Below are 19,707 nucleotides of genomic sequence, written 5' to 3'. Positions count from 1 at the left end.
TTACGGTAGTAAGCGAGCAACGAAATCACGAAGTGATTTCGTCTAATTTTAGTAGGGTCTAACCCTACATGGGTTGCCAAGCCCACTACCCCTATCTCCGTTTAGGAGATTTAGGGCTACGCTACATGAAAATACTTTTTTCAAAATATTTAAAGCAGCATTCACATCAGCATTCAAAACCATACCACACTCACTACACACATACAAACCCCTGTACTTCCTATTACTCTTTTTAACTACACCACAATTACTACAAGTTTGAGAAGTATAAGATTCATTAACCTGTTCTACTGTTAATCCCTTTTCTTCTGCTTTATACATTATCATACTTACTAACCTACCAAAAGGTATTCTATGCAATTGCTGATTAACCCTATCTCCAATGTCAATACTTGAAATGCCTTTGTTTAACTCGCCGATTACAATCCTTGAAACTTTATTATCTACTGCAAAATCGATAATCATTTTACTTATTTTATGTAGATAATCCTTAGTATAATTCTTTTCTCTTACTGTTAAGCGGGATAATCGTTTATTATATTTTAACTCTTGCTTTGTTAGGATAGATTGGATTTTTCCTTTACTTTTAGCAAACCATCGGAATTTAGAAATTAACCTTCTTCCATCGTAGATTACTGCTTTCACCAACTGATGTTGGTGAGTAGCGAAAACCGAAGGTTTTCGCCTGATGCCCGTGTTAGTTACTGTGGTTGCTAAATTCTTAATTCCTAAATCAATACTTAGTATATTACCTTCTTTGATAGGTTCTTGAATTACTGGTTTCTTATGGATTAAGTGAAGTATGTGGTAGGTTATCCCATAGATGGTCTGCGGAACTATCTCAACTTCTTTAACCTGCGTGGTATCAAGCGGTAGAGTTTTCGATAAATCTACCCATAAGTACTTGGACTTGATAACATGCTTTTCTTTGAGATAGTTTTTAGTTTGTTTTGATAGGGATAACCTTAACTTATTGCCTATGATTTTGAAACCTTGTTTCTTCCATTTTACTGGAAAGTGTCCATCTTTTGGTTGGTATCGTGGTCTTTTAGTGTGCTGTTTGAAGTAGTTTTGCCATGCTATCGCTTGCGTAGCAAGCGAGCAACGAAAACCGAAGGTTTTCGTCTAATTGAGAGTTTTTGACATACTGCCTGTGCTGATTGTGAGTGTAGGTTTTTAAACCAGAAGTTATCCTTCATTTGAACATCTATTTTATTTGGTTCAATGTTTTGTAGTATTACTTCATAATTGGATGTATTCCAGAGTTTTGATGCTGAGTAGGTTAAATGGTTTATGATTGTTAATTGTTCATTGGTTAGTTTTCTTGTTAGGTTTATTGTCAGCACTCTGGTTACTTGCATGGAATTCACCAAATTTATATATATGCTATTATTCTAATTACACTCATATATTATGTAGTGGAGCATATAAAAAAATGATGTCCGCCTCTCATCCAATCTCGTAAGAGATTTTACAAAACCTTGTTTTGTATAACGATTAAAATCGTTGGAACCTTCTCGGCGGTTTATCGTAAAAATAAAATAATTAAAAAATAATATTAAAAAATAGATTAAAAATTGTATGTATTTAAAGATTATTCATATTTATATTGTTAATCCAGCATGTAAAAATAATCATCTAACCAATTAACTATTCCATATTTGGTTTTTTTATGATTTATGGCATCAATTATCTCATCCACTATGGATTCCACAGTTCTATTTGTTGTGTCGAGCTCATATACATTATCGGAATTTTCGAGAGCTCCCACAAGACAGACATCCAATATTTCAGCTTCCACATTTTCCTTAATTTTGTTTTTATGATAATTTCGCTCTTCTAATCTCTTTAATATTATCTCAGGATTGCATCTTAATACTACAATATAATTCACATCGAGCAAATGACTTATATGTCCATCAACTATGAGATTTTTGGATTTAGATTTAATTATGTTATCTATGTAATCGTTAAGTTTTTGGAAATCCACCACATAGGAATCCATTTCTTCATCTTTTTCGCTGTATAATTTGTTTTCTTTTACAGCATCAGTTATATTTATATATTCAAAATTTTGACGTCCCCATAATCTTTCAGCATCATCTGATTCATTCAATTTTTTGACCAATAGTTTAGATGCCGTGGATTTTCCAACTCCGGGAGTTCCAGTTATTGCTATTTTAATTTTTACCACCAATTATTCAGCTACATTCGAAGTATATTTGTCAATATTTATTCCAGATTTAATTGCAAGAATTACGTTGTCATCAACTTTTCCAAGGTTGTAATTCAATGTTTCCAAGTATTTCTTAAAATCTAAGAATTCTTTTTCAATAGCTTCAACTGGCACATCTTCAAGATTTATTATAATTATATCGTGCTCTATAATCGTTTTTAGGTTTTTAAAATCCTCAGGGGATTTTATCCTAGTTGTTAGTATTTTGGGCATGATTTTTTTGGTAATTATTTTTACCTCAGGTTCTGGTTTTTTAACATCAATTTTTTCTTCTGATTTTTCCACTTCTATTTTAGGCTCAGGCTTAGGTTCTGGGAGCGGAATTTCTTTATTTTCTTTTATCTCATAAGCTGAAGGTTCCTCACCAATTACTATATATTCATCGTCCTGAACAGGAACCTGGACAGGGGGTTCGTCATTTCCAAAAATAGCTTTTTTTATTTTTTTTAACATATGCCATCCTCCTATGCCGTAATATTGATAATAAATTATATAATATTATAAAATGATTATTTATAAACTTATAATTATATCAATATTAATATTTTTCCCTAATATTACATATGTTTTATGATATTTATATCATTATTATTTTATTTTTATATATTTATATAAATTATGTATTGATAATATAATGTAATATTATACAGATAATTTAATCCATGACCAGGAAAATGCCCATAAATACTAAAAAAGCACCACATACCATTTTAATGGATGGAAATTCCTTTGAAATTATGCTTGTAGCAAGTATGGTAATTAATGGGTACATGCTTGTAATTATTACAACTTTTGAAGGGGATGATGCTTCAAGAGCTCTATAAAATAGATATTGTGCAGCAACGCCAGCAAGTATTGAAACCATTGCCAAATAAATAATGGGTTTTATTGGAATGGATGATAAATCAGCTATATTAATTTTGCCAAACATGATGAAAACTGAGGATATTATTAAAAAATTCATACATATTATAATAAAAACAGCTGTTAATGGGTCAATGTAATCAAGTGCCTTTTTCTCGATTAGGGGCGTAATTCCCCATAGTGTAGCCACAATTAAGGCTAAAAATTCTCCTTTCATAATATCACCATGTATTATAACATAATAAAAATAATAAAATTAAATTAGAAAAAGTTTAAATTTTGTTTCATGATTATAATTAGCATATACATTTTAAAATTCATTTAATCCAAAAAGGCTTTCAGGTGCTTTATCAATATGTGGTGTGTGATAATTATTTATGTGTAAATTATAAATACATAAAATATAAAAATCATGATAAATTCTACAAATTATAAATATGTTCTAAACTTATGTTATCAGGTGTTATTATTTTAGCATTGGAGGGATATAATGTTATTGACCATAGATGATTTTGATTTTAATGGAAAAACTGTTGCATTGAGAGTAGATATAAACAGTCCAATAGATGTAAATAGTGAAATCATATTGGATGATACGAGGATTAAGGCATGTGTCGATACAATAAAGGAGCTCTCCAATAAAGGAGCCAAGGTAGTAATATTGGCACACCAGAGCAGACCTGGAAAAAAGGACTTCACAACATTACAGTCTCACGCTGTAAAATTATCTGAGGTATTGGGAAAGGAAGTTGAATATATTGATGATATGTTTGGCTCCCATGCGATAAATTCGATAAAGAGGATGGATAATGGAGATATACTATTACTTGAAAATGTTAGATTTTATTCTGAGGAAGTATTGAAGGACTGGAAAAAATGGGAAGACATTACTCCAAAAAAACAGGCAAAAACCATAATGTTAAAAAGAATTTACTCACTATTTGACTATTTTATAAATGATGCATTTGCTGCGGCACACCGAGCTCAGCCATCGTTGGTAGGTCTTGCTTATTACATGCCTGCAATTGCTGGAAGAATTATGGAAAAAGAGATAAAAATACTTAGCAAGGTTATACAAAACCCTGAAAGACCATCTATTTTTGTATTGGGCGGAGCAAAAGCTGACGATAGTATCGATGTTATTAAAAATGTTTTAAATAATAATTCCGCTGATAAGGTATTAATCACAGGAATTGTAGCAAATGTCTTTTTAGTTGCCAAGGGCTACAACATAGGACCTAATAAAAAAGTAATAGAAGATATGGGTTATTTGAATCAGATAGAAATTGCAAGGGAATTGTTGGATAAACACGGCGATAAGATAGTGATGCCAATAGATGCAGCATTGAATGTTAATGGAAACAGAGAAGAAGTAAAATTAAACCTTAATGAAGAAATTACTCATCCAATACATGATATAGGAAGCGAAACCATAAAATTATATGATGAAATTATATCCAATGCAAAAACAATAGTTGCAAATGGTCCAGCAGGTGTTTTTGAGAATAAAAACTTCTTGAAAGGAACAGAAGAGCTTTTAAACAGCATGGCAAAGTCGGAGGCATTTACTGTCATAGGCGGAGGTCATTTATCAGCTGCCGCAGGTGTTGTGGGAGTTTCAGATAAGTTGGACCACATAAGCACCGGGGGTGGAGCCTGCATAGAGTTTTTAGCTGGAAAAAAACTTCCAGTTATTGAACTTTTAAAGGAATCTTATCAAAAATATAAAAAGTAATTCAAAATAAAAAAATAATAAGATATAAATATTCAATAGCTAATTTATATTATTTTATATTATTTTATTCAACATATATAATACGAAATGATTAATAATTAAACTTAATTAAATTAATAATTAAATTTTTATATAATATATTAACATTTTTATAATTTAAAATAAAATAGGGGATTTTATGAATTTAAAAGAGATAGTAAATGAATTAAAAAATTTCGAAGGAGTTTTAAGAAAAAAAGAAATAAAAAATGTCATATCCAATTTTAAATTTGAAGATAACGATTATTATTTTAATATTATTTCCGACTTTGGAGATGATGCTGCAATAATTGGTATAGATGGTGAAAACGCCATATTATTGGCCGCAGATGGTATTTGGGGAAAGCTATTGGAATCTGACCCATGGTGGGCAGGATACTGCTCTGTTTTAGTAAATGCAAATGACATAGCAGCAATGGGTGGTAAATCCATAGCCATGACAAATATAATAGGAATAAAAGATTGCGATATTGGAAGAGAGGTTTTAAGAGGCATAAAAGACGGCGTAGAAAAATTTGGAATTCCCATGGTTGGGGGACATACACATCCAGATGCTACCTGCAATGTTCTCGATGTTTCAATCACAGGAGTGGTTAAAAAGGATAATGTATTAAGAAGCGACACTGCACAAATTGGAGATAAAATAGTTTTTGCCTATGATTTGGATGGAAAAATACATGAAAAATTTAATTTGAATTGGGACACTACAACAATGAAATCAAAAAAACTTGTTAGAGACCAGTTAAAAGCCCTTGAAATAGTTGGTGAGGAAAAACTTGCCACTGCCTGTAAAGATATAAGCAACCCCGGAGCTCTGGGAACATTGGGTATGCTTTTGGAGGTTTCGAAAAAAGGAGCTCATGTTGATATTACAAAAATTCCAAGAAATGAAAGTGTTCCAATGATTCAGTGGTTAAAACTATATCCTGGATGCGGGTTTGTATTCACTGCACCAGAGGATAAAATTGATAGGTTAAAAGAAGTTTTAGAATTTGTAAATATAACTGCCGAAGTGTGTGGTGAGGTTATAGAAAATAAGCAATTGATAATAACCGATGGAAAAGATAAGGAAGTTTTATTTGATTTTGATAGGGAATATATTTGCGGGTGCTGATTTTAATTAATTTAATTATTCCTTAATATTTTATTTTAATATTCATTTTTATATTTTTTAATGTATTTTAATAAATATTTTACGATAAACCGCCGAGAAAGCCAACGATTTTAATCGTTATACAAAACAAGGTTTTGTAAAATCTCTTATGAGATTGGATGATAGGCGGACATCATTTTTTTATATACTCCACTACATAATATATGAGTGTAATTAGAATAATAGCATATATATAAATTTGGTGAATTCCATGCAAGTAACCAGAGTGCTGACAATAAACCTAACCAGAAGTTTAAATAATGAACAATTAACAATCATAAACCATTTAACCTATTCAGCATCAAAACTCTGGAATGTATCTAACTACGAAGTAATACAACGAAACATTAAACCTAGTAAGATAGATGTTCAAATGAAGAATAACTTCTGGTTTAAAAACCTGCACTCACAGTCAGCACAGGCAGTATGTCAAAAACTCTCAATTAGACGAAAACCTTCGGTTTTCGTTGCTCGCTTGCTACGCAAGCGATAGCATGGCAAAACTACTTCAAACAACACACTAAAAGACCACGATACCAACCAAAAGATGGACACTTTCCCGTAAAATGGAAGAAGCAAGGTTTCAAAATCATAGGCAATAAGTTAAGATTATCCTTATCTAAACAAACTAAAAACTATCTCAAAGAGAAGCATGGTATCAAGTGCAGGTATCTATGGGTAGGGTTATCGAAAACTCTACCGCTTGATACCATGCAAGTTAAAGAAGTTGAGATAGTTCCGCAGACTATCTACGGGATAACCTACTACATACTTCACTTAATCTATAAGAAACCAGTAATTCAAGAACCTATCAAAGAAGGTAATATATTAAGTATTGATTTAGGAATTAAGAATTTAGCAACAGTAGTAACCAATACGGGCAGTGCAGTAATCTACGATGGAAGGAGACTAATTTCTAAATTCCGATGGTTTGCTAAAACTAAGGGGGAACTACAGTCCAAACTAACACGGAAACAGTTAAAGAATAATAAGCGATTATCCTGCTTAACAGTAAGAGAAAAGAATTATACTAAGGATTATTTGCATAAGGTTAGTAAAATGATTGTTGAGTTTGCAGTGGATAACAAAGTTTCAAGGATTGTAATCGGTGAGTTAAACAAGGGCATTTCAAGTATTGATATTGGTAGAAAGAACAACGAGAAAATACACAAGATACCTTTTGGTAGGTTAGTAAGTATGATACAGTATAAAGCAGAGGAAAAGGGATTAACAGTAGAACAGGTTAATGAAGCTTATACTTCTCAAACTTGCAGTAATTGTGGTGTAGTTAAAAAGAGCAATAGAAAGTATAGGGGTTTGTATGTTTGTAGTGAGTGTGGTATGGTTTTGAATGCTGATGTTAATGGTGCTTTGAATATTTTGAAAAAAGTATTTTCATGTAGCGTAGCCCTGAATCTCCTAAACGGAGATAGGGGTAGTGGGTTTGGCCACCCATGTAGGGTTAGACCCTACTAAAGAACCCCACGACTTTAGTCGTGGGAGTAGGTCAGAGAAAAGAAAATACAAACATAAATTCGGTGAAAAAATGAAGATTATGATTGATGGAGTATTTTACAATAAAGAAATAATAGATTTTGAAAACATATTAAAGGGAATCATAGAAATAGTTGGAGAAGATATTATCACAAGGTCATTGGAGTTTCCAGAAATTGGGGCAGTAGTTGGAGATACATACTATTACAGATGTGGATTTACACTTGATAAAGAAATCGATGAGATGTTAAGTAGTGCTGAGCTCGATGAAATTAAAGAAAAAATTAAGAATCTCTTTCCAGAGGATACTATTGTTTATAGCTTAAATTGTGAGATTTATGAATAATGGGGCGGATAAAAAAATAAAAGATTTTTATGAAAATTGGGAGGTGGAAAACCTTCCAAAGTATATTAAAATATTGATGGAATTGGAGGAAAAACTAATTGTAGATATAATAACCAATTTAGAGGATTTTAACAATATTAAAAAGAAAAAAAATGCTGTAATATTAGATTGCGGATGTGGATTTGGTTCCTTTTATAATTTAACAAAAAATCTGAATACCCTTTATCTTGATTTTTCATTTAATTTATTAAAAAAATTTGAGAATATCCATAATTTAAAAACAAACAAAATCTGCGGAGATGTTTCAAATCTTCCTTTTAAAAATGGTTCTTTTGATTTAGTTTTGTGTATAAATGTTTTAGAGCATATAATAGATTACAAAAATGCACTAAATGAGATAAAAAGGGTTTTAAAAAATGATGGAATCGCAATATTTGTTGTTGTGAATAGTGAAAGTTTTATAAATGAGGAAATTTTTAATGATTTCACAATATATCATAAACCATTATGTTTAAAAGATTTCAATACTGAGGGATTTTATTTAAAAGATTACAAAACTTTTTATTTCATTCCGCCCATTTTAAAAGTATTTCCAACGGTGATTTTAGAAAAAATCTCAAATGTATTTTACAATGGATTGGACAGTAAATTAGGCAGAATATTTAAAAGAAAAGGTCAATTTTTATATGTCGTTCTGAAAAAGGAAAAATAAAAATGAAAAAGATAAAAAGTATAGAAAAATAATAGAAAAAAGGATTTAAAAGAAAGAAACAAAAAAGAAATATGGTGAATATATGATTTATTGTTTGGGACCTGCGGGAAGTTATACGGGAAAAGCGGCTGAAATATTTTCAAAACTAATAAATGATAAAGATATTATTTACTGCAATTCCATATATGAAGTTTTCGAGCTCGTGGATATGGAAAAGGAAGATAATAATATTTACGGCGTGGTTCCTTCTGAAAATTCCATAGAAGGTTCGGTGTCCTTAACACAGGATTTACTGTTGGAGTTTCCAGTTAAAATATATGGAGAAGTGGATATTAATATAAACCACTGTTTAATTGGATATGATAAAAATAAAATAAAAAAAATATTATCCCATCCACAGGCATTGGCACAGTGTAGGAAATATATAAAAAAACACGGATGGGAGACAATACCAGTTTTAAGCACTGCGAAAGCTGTTAAAAAAGTATTTGAAATGAAAAACGAAGAATTTGGGGCAATAGCTTCAAAAGAAACTGCTGAATTGTATAATTTAAAAGTGCTTGATGAAGATATTCAGGATTATCCAAATAACACCACACGATTTATTTTAATTGGAAATGAGAATTCAAAATCTTTGGATAACATATTAAAAATAAACGAACTTAAATCCAATGAAAATAAGGAAACCAACAATGATTATAATCATAATAATCAGAATCATGCCGATAATAAACTTAAACAAAAATCCACAATAATACTTGAATTAAAAGAAAATAGACCTGGTGCTTTATACGATGTTTTAAAAGAGTTTAATAACCGCGGCATTAATTTAACCAGAATAGAATCGAGACCTTCAAAAAGAAAGCTTGGAAATTATATATTTTATATAGATTATGAAACTCCAAAAGATGAAGATGAGCTCATGGGGGCTCTGAAAAATCACGTTTCATATATAAAGCATTTAGGAAAATACAGTATTTTTTAAGATTTTATCGGGAATAATTTTAGTATATATGAGAGCTCCTACAACACCCAATATCATTCCCCCAATAACATCGTGTGGATAGTGAGCTCCGACATATACTCTGCTGAAAGCTACAAGAAATGCCCATATTAACAAAACAAGTGGAACGGTCATATTTAATTCTTTTTTAATATTCATTTTCTTTAAATTTAGTGTTATAGCACACCATAATCCAAATGCAAATGTTGTATGTCCGCTTGGAAATGATGGTTCGTTTTCCATAGGCACAAGCACATGAAGATTATCTAATACAAAATAAGGTCTTGGTTCATTTATACCATATTTTAAGGCATAGGCAGTAATGGCAATTAATGCCATAACGATGAATATATTTAAAAATACTTCCCTGTTTTTGAAGAATAAAAGTGCCATTACTAAAAGAATGAACAAATAGGTTGTATTGGTTATAAAAACCATTAAAATATTTAGTAAATGATAATTTATGCTATTTATATAATATAATAAGTTAATATCTAAATTAACAATTGGTTCTAACATATTACTACCTTTTTTTAAAAGATATTATCTTTTGAAAATATATAACTTTTACTTCATGACTCCCTAGGCAGGAGCCAAACTCCGTAATGAACGAAGCCTACTGTGAGTTGTAAAACCAGGTTTTTTGATTAGTCGAGGTAGTTAAATCCCGTAAAAACTAATGAACATATAATCTGTAATATAATTTAAAATTAAAAGAAAAAATAGAATTTAACCAATTAATAGGTTTCCAATTGCGAGAACTAGCATAATTCCCATAAATCCTAAATGTGCGGAATAAATTCCTGTATTTTGGAATTGGGTTTTTAGTATATTGCATATCGTTCCACATATGGTGAATGGTGTAATTATTTGTAATGCTATTGCAATATAGAATACAATATTATTATCAATTATCAGGGAGGCCAATGTAAATACAAATGCAAGTATGAGTACTACGAAATGGGGCATTAACCTCATCCCTGTCATCCTAAATGTGGCAAATCCCGAAAGCATGCTTCCGAAAATTACCGACAAGGATATTAAAGAGATAATTTCGTTCATAATATCACCTTACAACCATACTGGTCTGACATTTGGCTTTGACAGGTAGTTAAAGAATGTAGGAGCTCCTGCAATTTCAAATCCATCTTCCAAATTTTTCTGACTGATGCCTCTGAATTCTGCACTTAATTCACAGACATATACTTTTACACCGCTGTTAAGCGCATTTTTTACCAATTCGCTTAATTTTGGAAATGCCGGATGCTTAACTTTGTCGCATTCTCCTTTCTGTGCCAAACTTGCACCATCGAGCATTAAAAATATTGTAGGTTTTAATTTCATCTTTTGAGCAATATCTGCCATCATAAATGTGGAGTATGCCTTTTCTGCATTCCCCGTTCCTGTGGTGTTTATTATAAATACTTCATCAATATTTACAGATGCTGCCCCTTCTTCTTTTTTCTCTCCTTTTTTGATTAATATTTTATAATTTCCATCACCGAGCTCTTCAACAGATAAAACCTCATGACCCATACCTTTTAATCCTTCTGTCAAATCCGTAAGTGCGTTTTTACTTGCGGTTATTTCCAACAATTCTCCAACTTCCATCTTTTCAAGAATATCTGAAACCATCATTATAGGTCCAGGACAGGTTGCTCCAACTACATTTAATGTTTTTGATGCCACAATCTCACCAACATGTATTTTTACTTTGTTTCCATCAACTTCCATCTTGTATCCAAGTTTTTTTACAAGATTTTCTATAACTTTTATCTGTTCTTCCCCATCTGTCTCGACAATTAATAATCCTTCATTCATTTTGCTTAATACTGCATCCACTAGCAACTCTGGACTTCTTAAACATTTAACAGAAATTTCTCTTATCATATAATCACCCTCTTAACAAATAATACTATTTTTTAACAATATTACAATTTGGATAAACTATTTCGTCTATTTCATCCCCATAATCTTCCATAATCATCTTAATTGTGGTTTTAGTGTCTTCTCCCCTGCATATACCACATTTTATAATTAAATTTTCATTTTCTGATTTTTTATTTTTAGTATCGTCTTTACAAATAATGACTAATTTCATAATCTCCACAATTTATTGAAGTTATGTCATATATTTGCACAACTGCTTATAATAATGTAATATAATAATTCATTGTAATTATTATATTACAAGTATTTAGCGAGCTCATCCTTTAATGCTTCCTTTGTAGGAGCTCCTACAAATTTAACCTCCCCATCAATTACTATTGTAGGCACTGCCATTATTCCATAGTTTGCGGCTCTTTCAGGTTCTTTCATTACATCTACATGTTCAATTTCTACGCCTTCCATTCCTGATGCTACTTCTTCAACTACTCTTTTTGCCGCTGGACAGTGTGGGCACATTGGTGATGTGAATACCTCTATTTTTACCATTTATAATCACCCTTTATTTTTGTATTTATTTTATTTATCAGGTATTAATATATTAGGGGATATATTTATCCCCAAATTTCCTTAAAGTGCTCTAATGCTTCGATTATATTTTCCAATTCTGATGGTGGGAATGCGAATATCATTTCACCATCGTCTATTTCAGCATATTTTCTTGAACCATTACATCCAAGTGTTGCATTTGCTACGCCTCTAACTTTAACAGCTGCAACAGCATCAGCACATAATGATTGGATACCTGCAAAGTCTGCCTGGAATCTTCCACCTTCTTTATATAACAATGCCTGAGCCAATCTCAACCCTTTCTTTGGTGAGGTAATTACAACTATTGAATCTGGATTAAAGTCTGCATCACTCAATGGTGCATAGACGCTTGCATACATCTGTTCTTTTACTTTTGGAATTGCCCCAACTGTTTTTACCGCCCCATCTTCGGTTGCAAAGTTTCCTAATTTGTGGTATAATTTACCTGTTGCCAATGGTTCTGGTGCATCGTGTAGAACACCTATTGCATAAGCCCCTCCTTTACACATGTGCTTATCAATTGTAGCATAGAATTTTTTACCCTCCTTTCTTGCAATTTGAATCATTTCACAATGTCTTGCCTGTTCTTCAAGTTCGTTATATCCTTCTGGTATTTCTTCGCTGGATTTTACAAGTTTTACAGCAACTGCTGGGTATTCTAATCCCATTAATTCTTCCATCTTTTTACCGAGTTCTTTAATCTCCATAGTATCACCCTATTAATTACAAATATAGTTTTGTTTTTAAAGTATTTAAATGTTAGTTATTTATGGTTATGTATTCTACATACACTACTATAAACAACCATCTTATATATAAAGTTTTCGATTTAAATCAAATGAAAAATTGAAACATAACAATCATATATTTAAATGAAGATTGATATCATATATTTATTTTAACATAAGAGGCTGGGAAAAATTGTAAATTGCCAGGAATAGATATTGGGGAAAAAAGCTGCCTTAGGGATTTTTATTATTTAATAATATCGAGTTAATTTAAAAAATAATCGAACCATATTGTATAGTCTTTTAAACTATATATCTTCAAAAATTTTGTTAGGTGGTATGAACTGTTTAATTAGTTATAGAATTTATATCTCACTTATGTAATATTTATATACCAATTTGCATATATTGGATTGATAAATTTTCATAAATTAGGTTATTATATAAGATTAGATATATAAAAAGATATACTGCTCATTTTCGGTGATTACATGGATGTATGGATTGATTTAACAAACTCACCTCATGTTCATTATTTTTCTCAACTCATAAAAAAATTCGAAAAGGAAGGAATTGATTATCTCATAACATTGAGAAAGTTTCAAAGTTTGGAAAATATTATTAAGTTTTACACATACATGAACAATCCCATTTCAGTCGGAGCTCATGGGGATAGTCTTGACGAAAAATTGATAAACTCGGCAAAGAGAATAATTGAATTGACAAAGATAGTAAAAGATAAAAAACCAAAAGTTGCCATTACAAAACATTCCGTGGAGCTCCCAAGGGTAGCATTTGGATTAAATATTCCATCTATTTTTATAGTGGATAACGAATATGCCGATGCTCAAAATAGATTAACCCTGCCAATTGTAAATAATATTATAACCCCTGATGGCATAAATAAAACTATTTTAAGAAAACAGGGTGGAAGAACTTTTTTAACATTCGATGGCACCTGTGAGGTTGCAAATGTAAATTCAAGATTAAACAATATTTTGCCATTAAACACGAAGATAGTTGATGAATTAGGGTTAAATAACGACCTGCCAATTATTGTAATGAGGTCAAGTCCCAATTCATCCTATTGTAATGGGAAAAGGGACATATTGCCTGAAATAATTAAAAAATTAAATAAAAAGATGGACTGCAATATTGTGGCATTCCCGAGAGATGAAAAACAGAAAAAATTGTATATCTCCATGAATGTTGTTGTTCCAGAAACTGTTGATTCAATTTCATTGCTGTATTATTCAGACGCCATGGTTGGAGCAGGAGGAACAATGAACAGAGAAGCTGCTGTGCTTGGAGTTCCAACAGTTTCGTGCTATCCTGAGAACATACTTGGAGTAGATAAGTATCTAATAAAAAAGGGAAGGATGATTCATACAAAATCTGTTGATAGAATAGTTAATTATGTCATAGATAATATCGGGAAAAGAAACAACAGTATAGAGCTCGAAGACCCAACAGATTTAATGTTTGAAAAGGTTTGTGAATATTTGAAAAGATGATGATAATAAATACAATAAAATAAACTAAAAAATAAGAATTTCTAAAAAACTATAATGTTTCTATTTTTATTTTTCCACCATCAATAACAGCTGCCGCACAGCATACTGGATGTTCAAATTCATTATATTCCATTATATATTTACAAATTTCTTCTGGCTCTTCTCCAACAACATCTATAATTTGATTATTTGATATTTTACATGAATTATAAACTCCTATGTAGTATCCTTTTCCATTTTCCAATTCAACCTTTTCAACGCCCATGCCATCGTGTCTTACATATCCAATATAACATTCGCTATCATTTAAAACTACTGCTATTCTTGGTGTGTTGTAGTCATCCTTTTCATAATCCATCGTGATTAAGGAATATGCTAATGCATCCCTTATTGGAAGCCCCAGTTTAATTTTATCAGCTATTACATCAGTTTGGGAACCGTTTGTTGCAATTATTGTATTATCTACGACTTTTATACAGTTGTATGTAATATATGGGTTAGAAAATATTTCGTTTAAATCATTAGGTATAATTGATACCGTATTGTCCTTTAAAACTGCTTTTCTATTTGGAAAACTTCTACTTGAAACTCTGTATGATACAAAAGGTTTTCCATTTTCTGTCTTTCCTACTACTAAGAATCTACCGATATACATTTTATCACCAAATTTATTTGTGTATTATACTAATATTTATTTTCTTATTCTATATATTTTGTAGGGTCTTCAACACCAGCTTCTTTAAATGCCCTCTTTCTCCTCATGCAACTTTCACATGTTCCGCAGTGCAAAAAATCTTCCCCGTTATCGTGGTAGCATGAATAACTGTATTTTAAAACCTCTAAACCAAGTTCCTCTTCAAGCTTCTTACCAAGTTTAACAATTTCGGTTTTGGTTAATTCATATAGTGGAGCTCTCATTTTAACCTTGTTTAAGGTTCCATATTCCAACGCACTGTTGAACCTTTCCATAAACTCTACGGTGTTATCTGGAAAGGTCACGCCTTCTTCTTTGTTTAATCCCGCGTATATTTCATCAGCCCCTACGAACTCCGCAAATCCTGATGCTATTGAAAATAAAATCATATTTCTTGCTGGAACCCATACAGATTTCATTGTCTCAGTAGCCCTTTCTATGTTGTCGAGCTCCTCCTCTTTCATAGTGGGAACATCCTGACCCATGGTTAAGGCACTTTTACTAAATTCTTTTACGAATGGGAGTTTGATAACTTTGTGTTCAGCCCCTAATATTTCAGATATCTTTTTTGAAGCGTTTATTTCTCTCAATACTGCCCTTTGACCGTAGTCAAATGTTATGGCATATAATTCTGATGTTTCTTTTTTTGCTACCATCATAGATACAACGGAATCTAAACCACCGCTTAAAACACATACTGCTTTCATGATATTACCCTTTTAATTATTTAAGCAAATTCTAAGGATTGCTAACTTAAATATTAATACTATTTATTTTAGTTAATTTATGTAATTTATATCCACTAATATTTATATATAATTAAAAAATGATTTAAAATGATTTAAAATCGTGCATAATAATTTGCCTTTAATTTTTCCTTCCAAATCATATCGATATCGATGCTACCTCCTTGAAACTCTCCAATATCAATATCTCCATAAGTATCTTCAATATCTCCTTCAATCTCCATATATATTCTTTTTAAATCTTCGATATTATTTTCATCAGTTTTCCAAAGTCCTCTTTGATATGCCTCCAACAATCTTCTTCCAATTTCTTCAAGAGCATAAGGATTATTTTTTCTAAAAAATTCTTTGTTTTCTTCATTTTTCACATATGTATTGTATATTTCATCAAAAATCCAGTTATCAACTTCTTTTGTTGTTGCACTCCAACCAAATATCCTTCCAACTCTTTTTGATATATCCCCTGCTCCTTTATAGCCGTGCTTTTTCATGCCTTCAATCCATTTAGGATTTAATAGTTTTGACAGTGAGACCCTTTCAATCTCTTCATTTAAAGTCCTCATTTCCACATTATTTGGATTTCTTGTGTCTCCATAGTATGCTTTAACGTCCTTTTTTGAAATAACCCTTGCGGCATTTGTCAATCCACCATGTGTTCCAAAATAACAGCAACATCCAAATAAATCGTATTCATCGCTTACAGTTTTATTAAATGTCAAATCTACACTTTTTAATATATTTTCAAATGATTTTTTTGCATTATCTCCATAAACGCCCTTTCCGTAGGCATAAGAATTCCAAAACATGAACGCATCTTTTAAATCCTCTTCATTTTCCCATGCACTTGCATATACTGCGTATTTAACACCGTTTCCATAGGTTCCAGGTTTTGAAGAGAATATTCTATATGTCGCCTCCCTGAATGATAATCCATTATTTAAACCTTCTATCACATGCTTTTTAACAAAATTCATTTCATTGGGTTCATCAAGCTTTGCAACCTTTGAAACTGCCTCATCAACAATTTCCATACAGTTTGGGAAATTATCCCTTAAAATTCCACTTACCCTTAATGTTATATCAATTCTTGGTCTTTTTAATTCTTTCAATGGGATTATTTCAACTCCAACAACTTTACCATTTTTCCATTTTGGTTTTGTTCCCAATAGATGCAGTATTTGAGCCATCCCCTCCCCATCTGCCCACATAATATCAGAACACATCCAATACATGGCTACATTTTCTGGATAATTGCCTTCTTCTTCTAAATATTTACTTATAAGTTTCTCAGCAAGTAAAACTCCAATTCTATAACTTGCCTTTGTTGGAACTTTGTATGGGTCTAATGAATAAAAATTCCTTCCAGTTGGTAAAATATCGTCCCTCCCTCTCGTAATTAATCCAGATGGTCCAGGTTCAATATATTTTGCATCAAATCCATTTAAAAGGCTTTCTATCTCTTTTGAATCATCTATTTTTTTATTTAGGTCAATTATTCTTTCTTTTAAATTTTTATCCCTTATATTTTCATCTTCATTATTTAACACTTTTTTTATACTCTCCCTAAGTGAGATATCTTTTAGATTTTTGTTTTTATAATCAAACTCCAAGATTGCATTTATAAACTCAATTCTTTTATCCCCCTGCGGGAGCTCACCAAATATATGCATTCCATCGTTGCATTTAGATGTTTTTATCATTTCCAAGGTATTTCTTAAATCATCAAATATTTCATCAAAATTACCATGAATGGATTTATTACTGTCCTTTTCAATATCTTCAATCTTTTCCTTAATTTTTAATAAATTGGTTTTTTTAACCTCCTCAACGATTAAATGCTCCAATTGATGTCTCCTTGATATATCCATTTCCTTTAAATATTCATTAACATGATTATCCAGAGTTTCCAACTCTTTATAAAATGCATCAACCATAACTGTTTGCATGTGGTCAATTAATGTTGCATAGCTCCTTCTCTTTGCAGTGGTTCCCTCTGGTGGATTATCTGAATTGTAGATATAGAGATGTGGAGTATCGTTTATACATATATCTGGATAGCATTCATTGGATAATCCGACATTTTTTCCAGGTAAAAACTCCAAACTTCCATGGGTTCCCACATGGACAATTACATCTCCAATTTCATTAAAATATTTGTAGGATGCAATATATTGATGAGTTGGTGGGCATTCGGGGTCGTGAAGTATTTTACATACATTTCCATCGCATCTTGCACCAGCACACCCTCTTTTTGGTTGAACGCAGATGTATATATTTCCAAATTTCAAACCAGTGATTACAATTTTATTTTTATTGTTCTCATCCTTATAAACCATAGATGCAGGAATGTCCTTTCCATTCAAATCCCCCCATGTATCCAATATCTTATTTTTAACGCTTTCAGGAATGGTATTGAAATAATCCATATATTCCGTTTCATCCATTAGATGTAGAGCTCCCCCCTTAGAAGCTATTTCATTTACCGTTGTCCATCTAAATTCCGATATTGCCTTTTTATCTAAAATCATCTTTGCCAGTTCGTCCCCATTTTTTGGAATATTTTCAATATAGTAGCCTTCCTCCTTCATTCTGTTCATAATGTTTATTAAACTCTGAAATGTGTCTAAATGTGCGGCACTTCCAACTGTTGCCTCAACAGAAGCACATGCGGCATTATGTAGTATAAATATTACTTTTCTATCTTTCTTATGCTTATTTTTTAAATCAATCCATCTTTTTATTCTATTAACAACCTTGTCGATTCTATCTTCAATGGACTTTTTTTTCTCCAAACTCCTATTTTTTTCAGTAGTTCCTATGATTATTGGTTCAATAACTCCCTCAAATTCAGGTAATGCAATGTTCCATCCAATTTCAGAGGATAACCCTTGAATATCATTTTTCCATTCATCGTAGGATTTATAATAACTCATTATTGGGTGGAAAACTGGAACATTTAATTTCTTTAATATTTCAATGCCTGTTATTTTCTTCAATGTGTGTTTATCCTTAACTGTCCCCAATGGAAATGATAATAAATTAACCAGTGCATCGATTATGGGGACATTATCCTTAAAGAAATATTTTAAAACACTCTCTCCACTCCCTAATGCACCTAAATCTTCATCCTTTGCCCCATAGGTAAATACTGGAACGACATTGAAATATCTGCTTAATTTATTTATTAACTCATTTATAACTTCCATATCATTATTTACAAGATAGTGCCTTGAAAATAAAACACCAATGGTATTTTCCTTATCAAACTTACCGTTTTTTAAGAAATCATCTAATTTTTCATAAACTGTTCCTTTATCGGAGGATTCATTTTTTAAATATATTCCCTGAAATGGAAGTTTTACTGGTTCATTGTAATCTATTTCCCCAAAATTACCACTATTATTACTATTACTACCAATATTACTACTATTCGCCAATAAATATAGTATTAAATTTTTAAAGTTTTCAATGCCTCCATAAGCTGTGTATAAATAAGCTTTTGAGGATAATTTAGAATTCCAATATGTTGGGTCTTGACCGGTAATTACTAAATTTTTAAAATTCAATTCTATATTGTCATAAAACTCATCGGATGAAGTCCTATACATAAAAACAATATCGGATTTTTTTGCATCATTTAAAAACTCGTCTAATTTATCAGATATGTCCCTTGTGGAGTAAATATTTAAATTAAGGTTGATATTGTATTTATGTTTAAGTTCTTTTTTCAATGATTCATAGGCATTATTCATTATTGAGCAGTATGATGCCCACATTATTATAGTCATTGAAACATCCTGCTTTTTATATTTAGTAATACTTCTTTTACTACTTTTCATACTTTCACCATAATATATTAATATAATTATTATAATAATATTAAAAAATAATGGTTAATATTATATATAGGTTGTTATTATTATAATGATTAATAATGAAGAATTAAAAAGAAAGATATAAATATA

22 protein-coding genes are annotated in these 19,707 nt (G+C 31.1%); 8 read left to right on the top strand and 14 right to left on the bottom strand.

Annotation, left to right across the window (positions count from 1 at the left end; genetic code table 11):
- Positions 1-48 precede the first annotated feature (48 nt).
- The 5 genes from Mjas_RS07910 to Mjas_RS07890 all read right to left on the bottom strand — a co-directional run bounded on the left by Mjas_RS07910 (position 49) and on the right by Mjas_RS07890 (position 3,317).
- Positions 49-1,083 carry an RNA-guided endonuclease InsQ/TnpB family protein gene (locus tag Mjas_RS07910; RefSeq protein WP_421078610.1) on the bottom strand — a complete coding sequence of 345 codons (1,035 nt, stop codon included), beginning with the start codon at positions 1,081-1,083 and terminating at the stop codon, positions 49-51.
- Complete coding sequence (locus Mjas_RS07905) at positions 1,080-1,361, bottom strand: hypothetical protein (RefSeq protein ID WP_421077050.1); 282 nt, start codon at positions 1,359-1,361, stop codon at positions 1,080-1,082. The genes Mjas_RS07910 and Mjas_RS07905 overlap by 4 nt, the downstream gene beginning before the upstream one ends.
- Positions 1,362-1,612: 251 nt before the next feature.
- Positions 1,613-2,194 carry an adenylate kinase family protein gene (locus Mjas_RS07900; RefSeq protein WP_421078609.1) on the bottom strand — a complete coding sequence of 194 codons (582 nt, stop codon included), beginning with the start codon at positions 2,192-2,194 and terminating at the stop codon, positions 1,613-1,615.
- A 3-nt stretch (positions 2,195-2,197) separates the two neighbouring features.
- On the bottom strand, positions 2,198-2,689 hold the full coding sequence (locus tag Mjas_RS07895; protein ID WP_421077619.1) for a hypothetical protein: 492 nt from the start codon (positions 2,687-2,689) through the stop codon (positions 2,198-2,200).
- A gap of 202 nt (positions 2,690-2,891) precedes the next feature.
- Positions 2,892-3,317 carry an EamA family transporter gene (locus Mjas_RS07890; RefSeq protein WP_421077618.1) on the bottom strand — a complete coding sequence of 142 codons (426 nt, stop codon included), beginning with the start codon at positions 3,315-3,317 and terminating at the stop codon, positions 2,892-2,894.
- Between the two features lie 273 nt (positions 3,318-3,590).
- Here Mjas_RS07890 and Mjas_RS07885 point away from each other — a divergent pair, with 273 nt between their 5' ends.
- The 7 genes from Mjas_RS07885 (at position 3,591) to pheA (ending at position 9,564) form a co-directional block, all read left to right on the top strand.
- Positions 3,591-4,835, top strand: coding sequence for a phosphoglycerate kinase (locus tag Mjas_RS07885; RefSeq protein ID WP_421077617.1), 1,245 nt, complete (start codon positions 3,591-3,593; stop codon positions 4,833-4,835).
- 178 nt (positions 4,836-5,013) lie between these two features.
- Positions 5,014-5,988: a methanogenesis marker 2 protein gene (locus Mjas_RS07880; RefSeq protein ID WP_421077616.1), complete on the top strand. Its 975-nt coding sequence runs from the start codon at positions 5,014-5,016 to the stop codon at positions 5,986-5,988.
- A 250-nt stretch (positions 5,989-6,238) separates the two neighbouring features.
- Positions 6,239-6,520 (top strand): hypothetical protein, encoded by a 282-nt coding sequence (locus Mjas_RS07875; protein ID WP_421077615.1) that lies wholly within the window; start codon positions 6,239-6,241, stop codon positions 6,518-6,520.
- Positions 6,517-7,503 (top strand): RNA-guided endonuclease InsQ/TnpB family protein, encoded by a 987-nt coding sequence (locus Mjas_RS07870; RefSeq protein ID WP_421078608.1) that lies wholly within the window; start codon positions 6,517-6,519, stop codon positions 7,501-7,503. The genes Mjas_RS07875 and Mjas_RS07870 overlap by 4 nt, the downstream gene beginning before the upstream one ends.
- A 70-nt stretch (positions 7,504-7,573) precedes the next feature.
- Entirely contained in the window at positions 7,574-7,867 is a 294-nt protein-coding gene (locus Mjas_RS07865) for a hypothetical protein (RefSeq protein ID WP_421077614.1), read from the top strand.
- Positions 7,860-8,579: a class I SAM-dependent methyltransferase gene (locus Mjas_RS07860; protein WP_421077613.1), complete on the top strand. Its 720-nt coding sequence runs from the start codon at positions 7,860-7,862 to the stop codon at positions 8,577-8,579. Before Mjas_RS07865 ends, Mjas_RS07860 begins: the two co-directional genes overlap by 8 nt.
- An 82-nt stretch (positions 8,580-8,661) precedes the next feature.
- Complete coding sequence (gene pheA / locus Mjas_RS07855) at positions 8,662-9,564, top strand: prephenate dehydratase (RefSeq protein ID WP_421077612.1); 903 nt, start codon at positions 8,662-8,664, stop codon at positions 9,562-9,564.
- Here the strand turns inward: pheA and Mjas_RS07850 are convergent.
- The 6 genes from Mjas_RS07850 to Mjas_RS07825 all read right to left on the bottom strand — a co-directional run bounded on the left by Mjas_RS07850 (position 9,541) and on the right by Mjas_RS07825 (position 12,767).
- On the bottom strand, positions 9,541-10,101 hold the full coding sequence (locus tag Mjas_RS07850; RefSeq protein ID WP_421077611.1) for a phosphatase PAP2 family protein: 561 nt from the start codon (positions 10,099-10,101) through the stop codon (positions 9,541-9,543). The two genes, pheA and Mjas_RS07850, sit on opposite strands and share 24 nt — an antisense overlap.
- Before the next feature lie 210 nt (positions 10,102-10,311).
- Complete coding sequence (locus Mjas_RS07845; protein ID WP_421077610.1) at positions 10,312-10,644, bottom strand: DUF5400 domain-containing protein; 333 nt, start codon at positions 10,642-10,644, stop codon at positions 10,312-10,314.
- A 9-nt stretch (positions 10,645-10,653) separates the two neighbouring features.
- Positions 10,654-11,472, bottom strand: coding sequence for a sulfurtransferase TusA family protein (locus Mjas_RS07840; RefSeq protein WP_421077609.1), 819 nt, complete (start codon positions 11,470-11,472; stop codon positions 10,654-10,656).
- Positions 11,473-11,497: 25 nt separating this feature from the next.
- Positions 11,498-11,683 (bottom strand): hypothetical protein, encoded by a 186-nt coding sequence (locus Mjas_RS07835; RefSeq protein WP_421077608.1) that lies wholly within the window; start codon positions 11,681-11,683, stop codon positions 11,498-11,500.
- A gap of 86 nt (positions 11,684-11,769) precedes the next feature.
- Positions 11,770-12,018: an MJ0307 family thioredoxin gene (locus Mjas_RS07830; protein ID WP_421077607.1), complete on the bottom strand. Its 249-nt coding sequence runs from the start codon at positions 12,016-12,018 to the stop codon at positions 11,770-11,772.
- A gap of 65 nt (positions 12,019-12,083) precedes the next feature.
- Positions 12,084-12,767 (bottom strand): DUF169 domain-containing protein, encoded by a 684-nt coding sequence (locus tag Mjas_RS07825; RefSeq protein ID WP_421077606.1) that lies wholly within the window; start codon positions 12,765-12,767, stop codon positions 12,084-12,086.
- A gap of 512 nt (positions 12,768-13,279) precedes the next feature.
- Between Mjas_RS07825 and Mjas_RS07820 the strand changes: the two genes are divergently transcribed.
- Entirely contained in the window at positions 13,280-14,302 is a 1,023-nt protein-coding gene (locus tag Mjas_RS07820) for a DUF354 domain-containing protein (protein WP_421077605.1), read from the top strand.
- Positions 14,303-14,351: 49 nt separating this feature from the next.
- Here the strand turns inward: Mjas_RS07820 and Mjas_RS07815 are convergent, their stop codons facing one another.
- From Mjas_RS07815 to cobN, 3 genes are all read right to left on the bottom strand, one after another.
- On the bottom strand, positions 14,352-14,957 hold the full coding sequence (locus tag Mjas_RS07815) for an IMP cyclohydrolase (protein WP_421077604.1): 606 nt from the start codon (positions 14,955-14,957) through the stop codon (positions 14,352-14,354).
- 44 nt (positions 14,958-15,001) lie between these two features.
- Complete coding sequence (gene queC / locus Mjas_RS07810; protein WP_421077603.1) at positions 15,002-15,703, bottom strand: 7-cyano-7-deazaguanine synthase QueC; 702 nt, start codon at positions 15,701-15,703, stop codon at positions 15,002-15,004.
- A gap of 134 nt (positions 15,704-15,837) precedes the next feature.
- A complete protein-coding gene (gene cobN, locus Mjas_RS07805) occupies positions 15,838-19,581 on the bottom strand; it encodes a cobaltochelatase subunit CobN (RefSeq protein ID WP_421077602.1) in 3,744 nt (1,247 codons plus the stop codon).
- Positions 19,582-19,707: the final 126 nt, after the last annotated feature.

This window comes from Methanothermococcus jasoni (genome assembly GCF_049075655.1).
Lineage (GTDB): Archaea > AGJL01 > Methanococci > Methanococcales > Methanococcaceae > Methanofervidicoccus.
The sequence above is the reverse complement of the archived record's forward strand: the minus strand, read 5'-3'. Positions and strand labels throughout refer to the sequence as shown.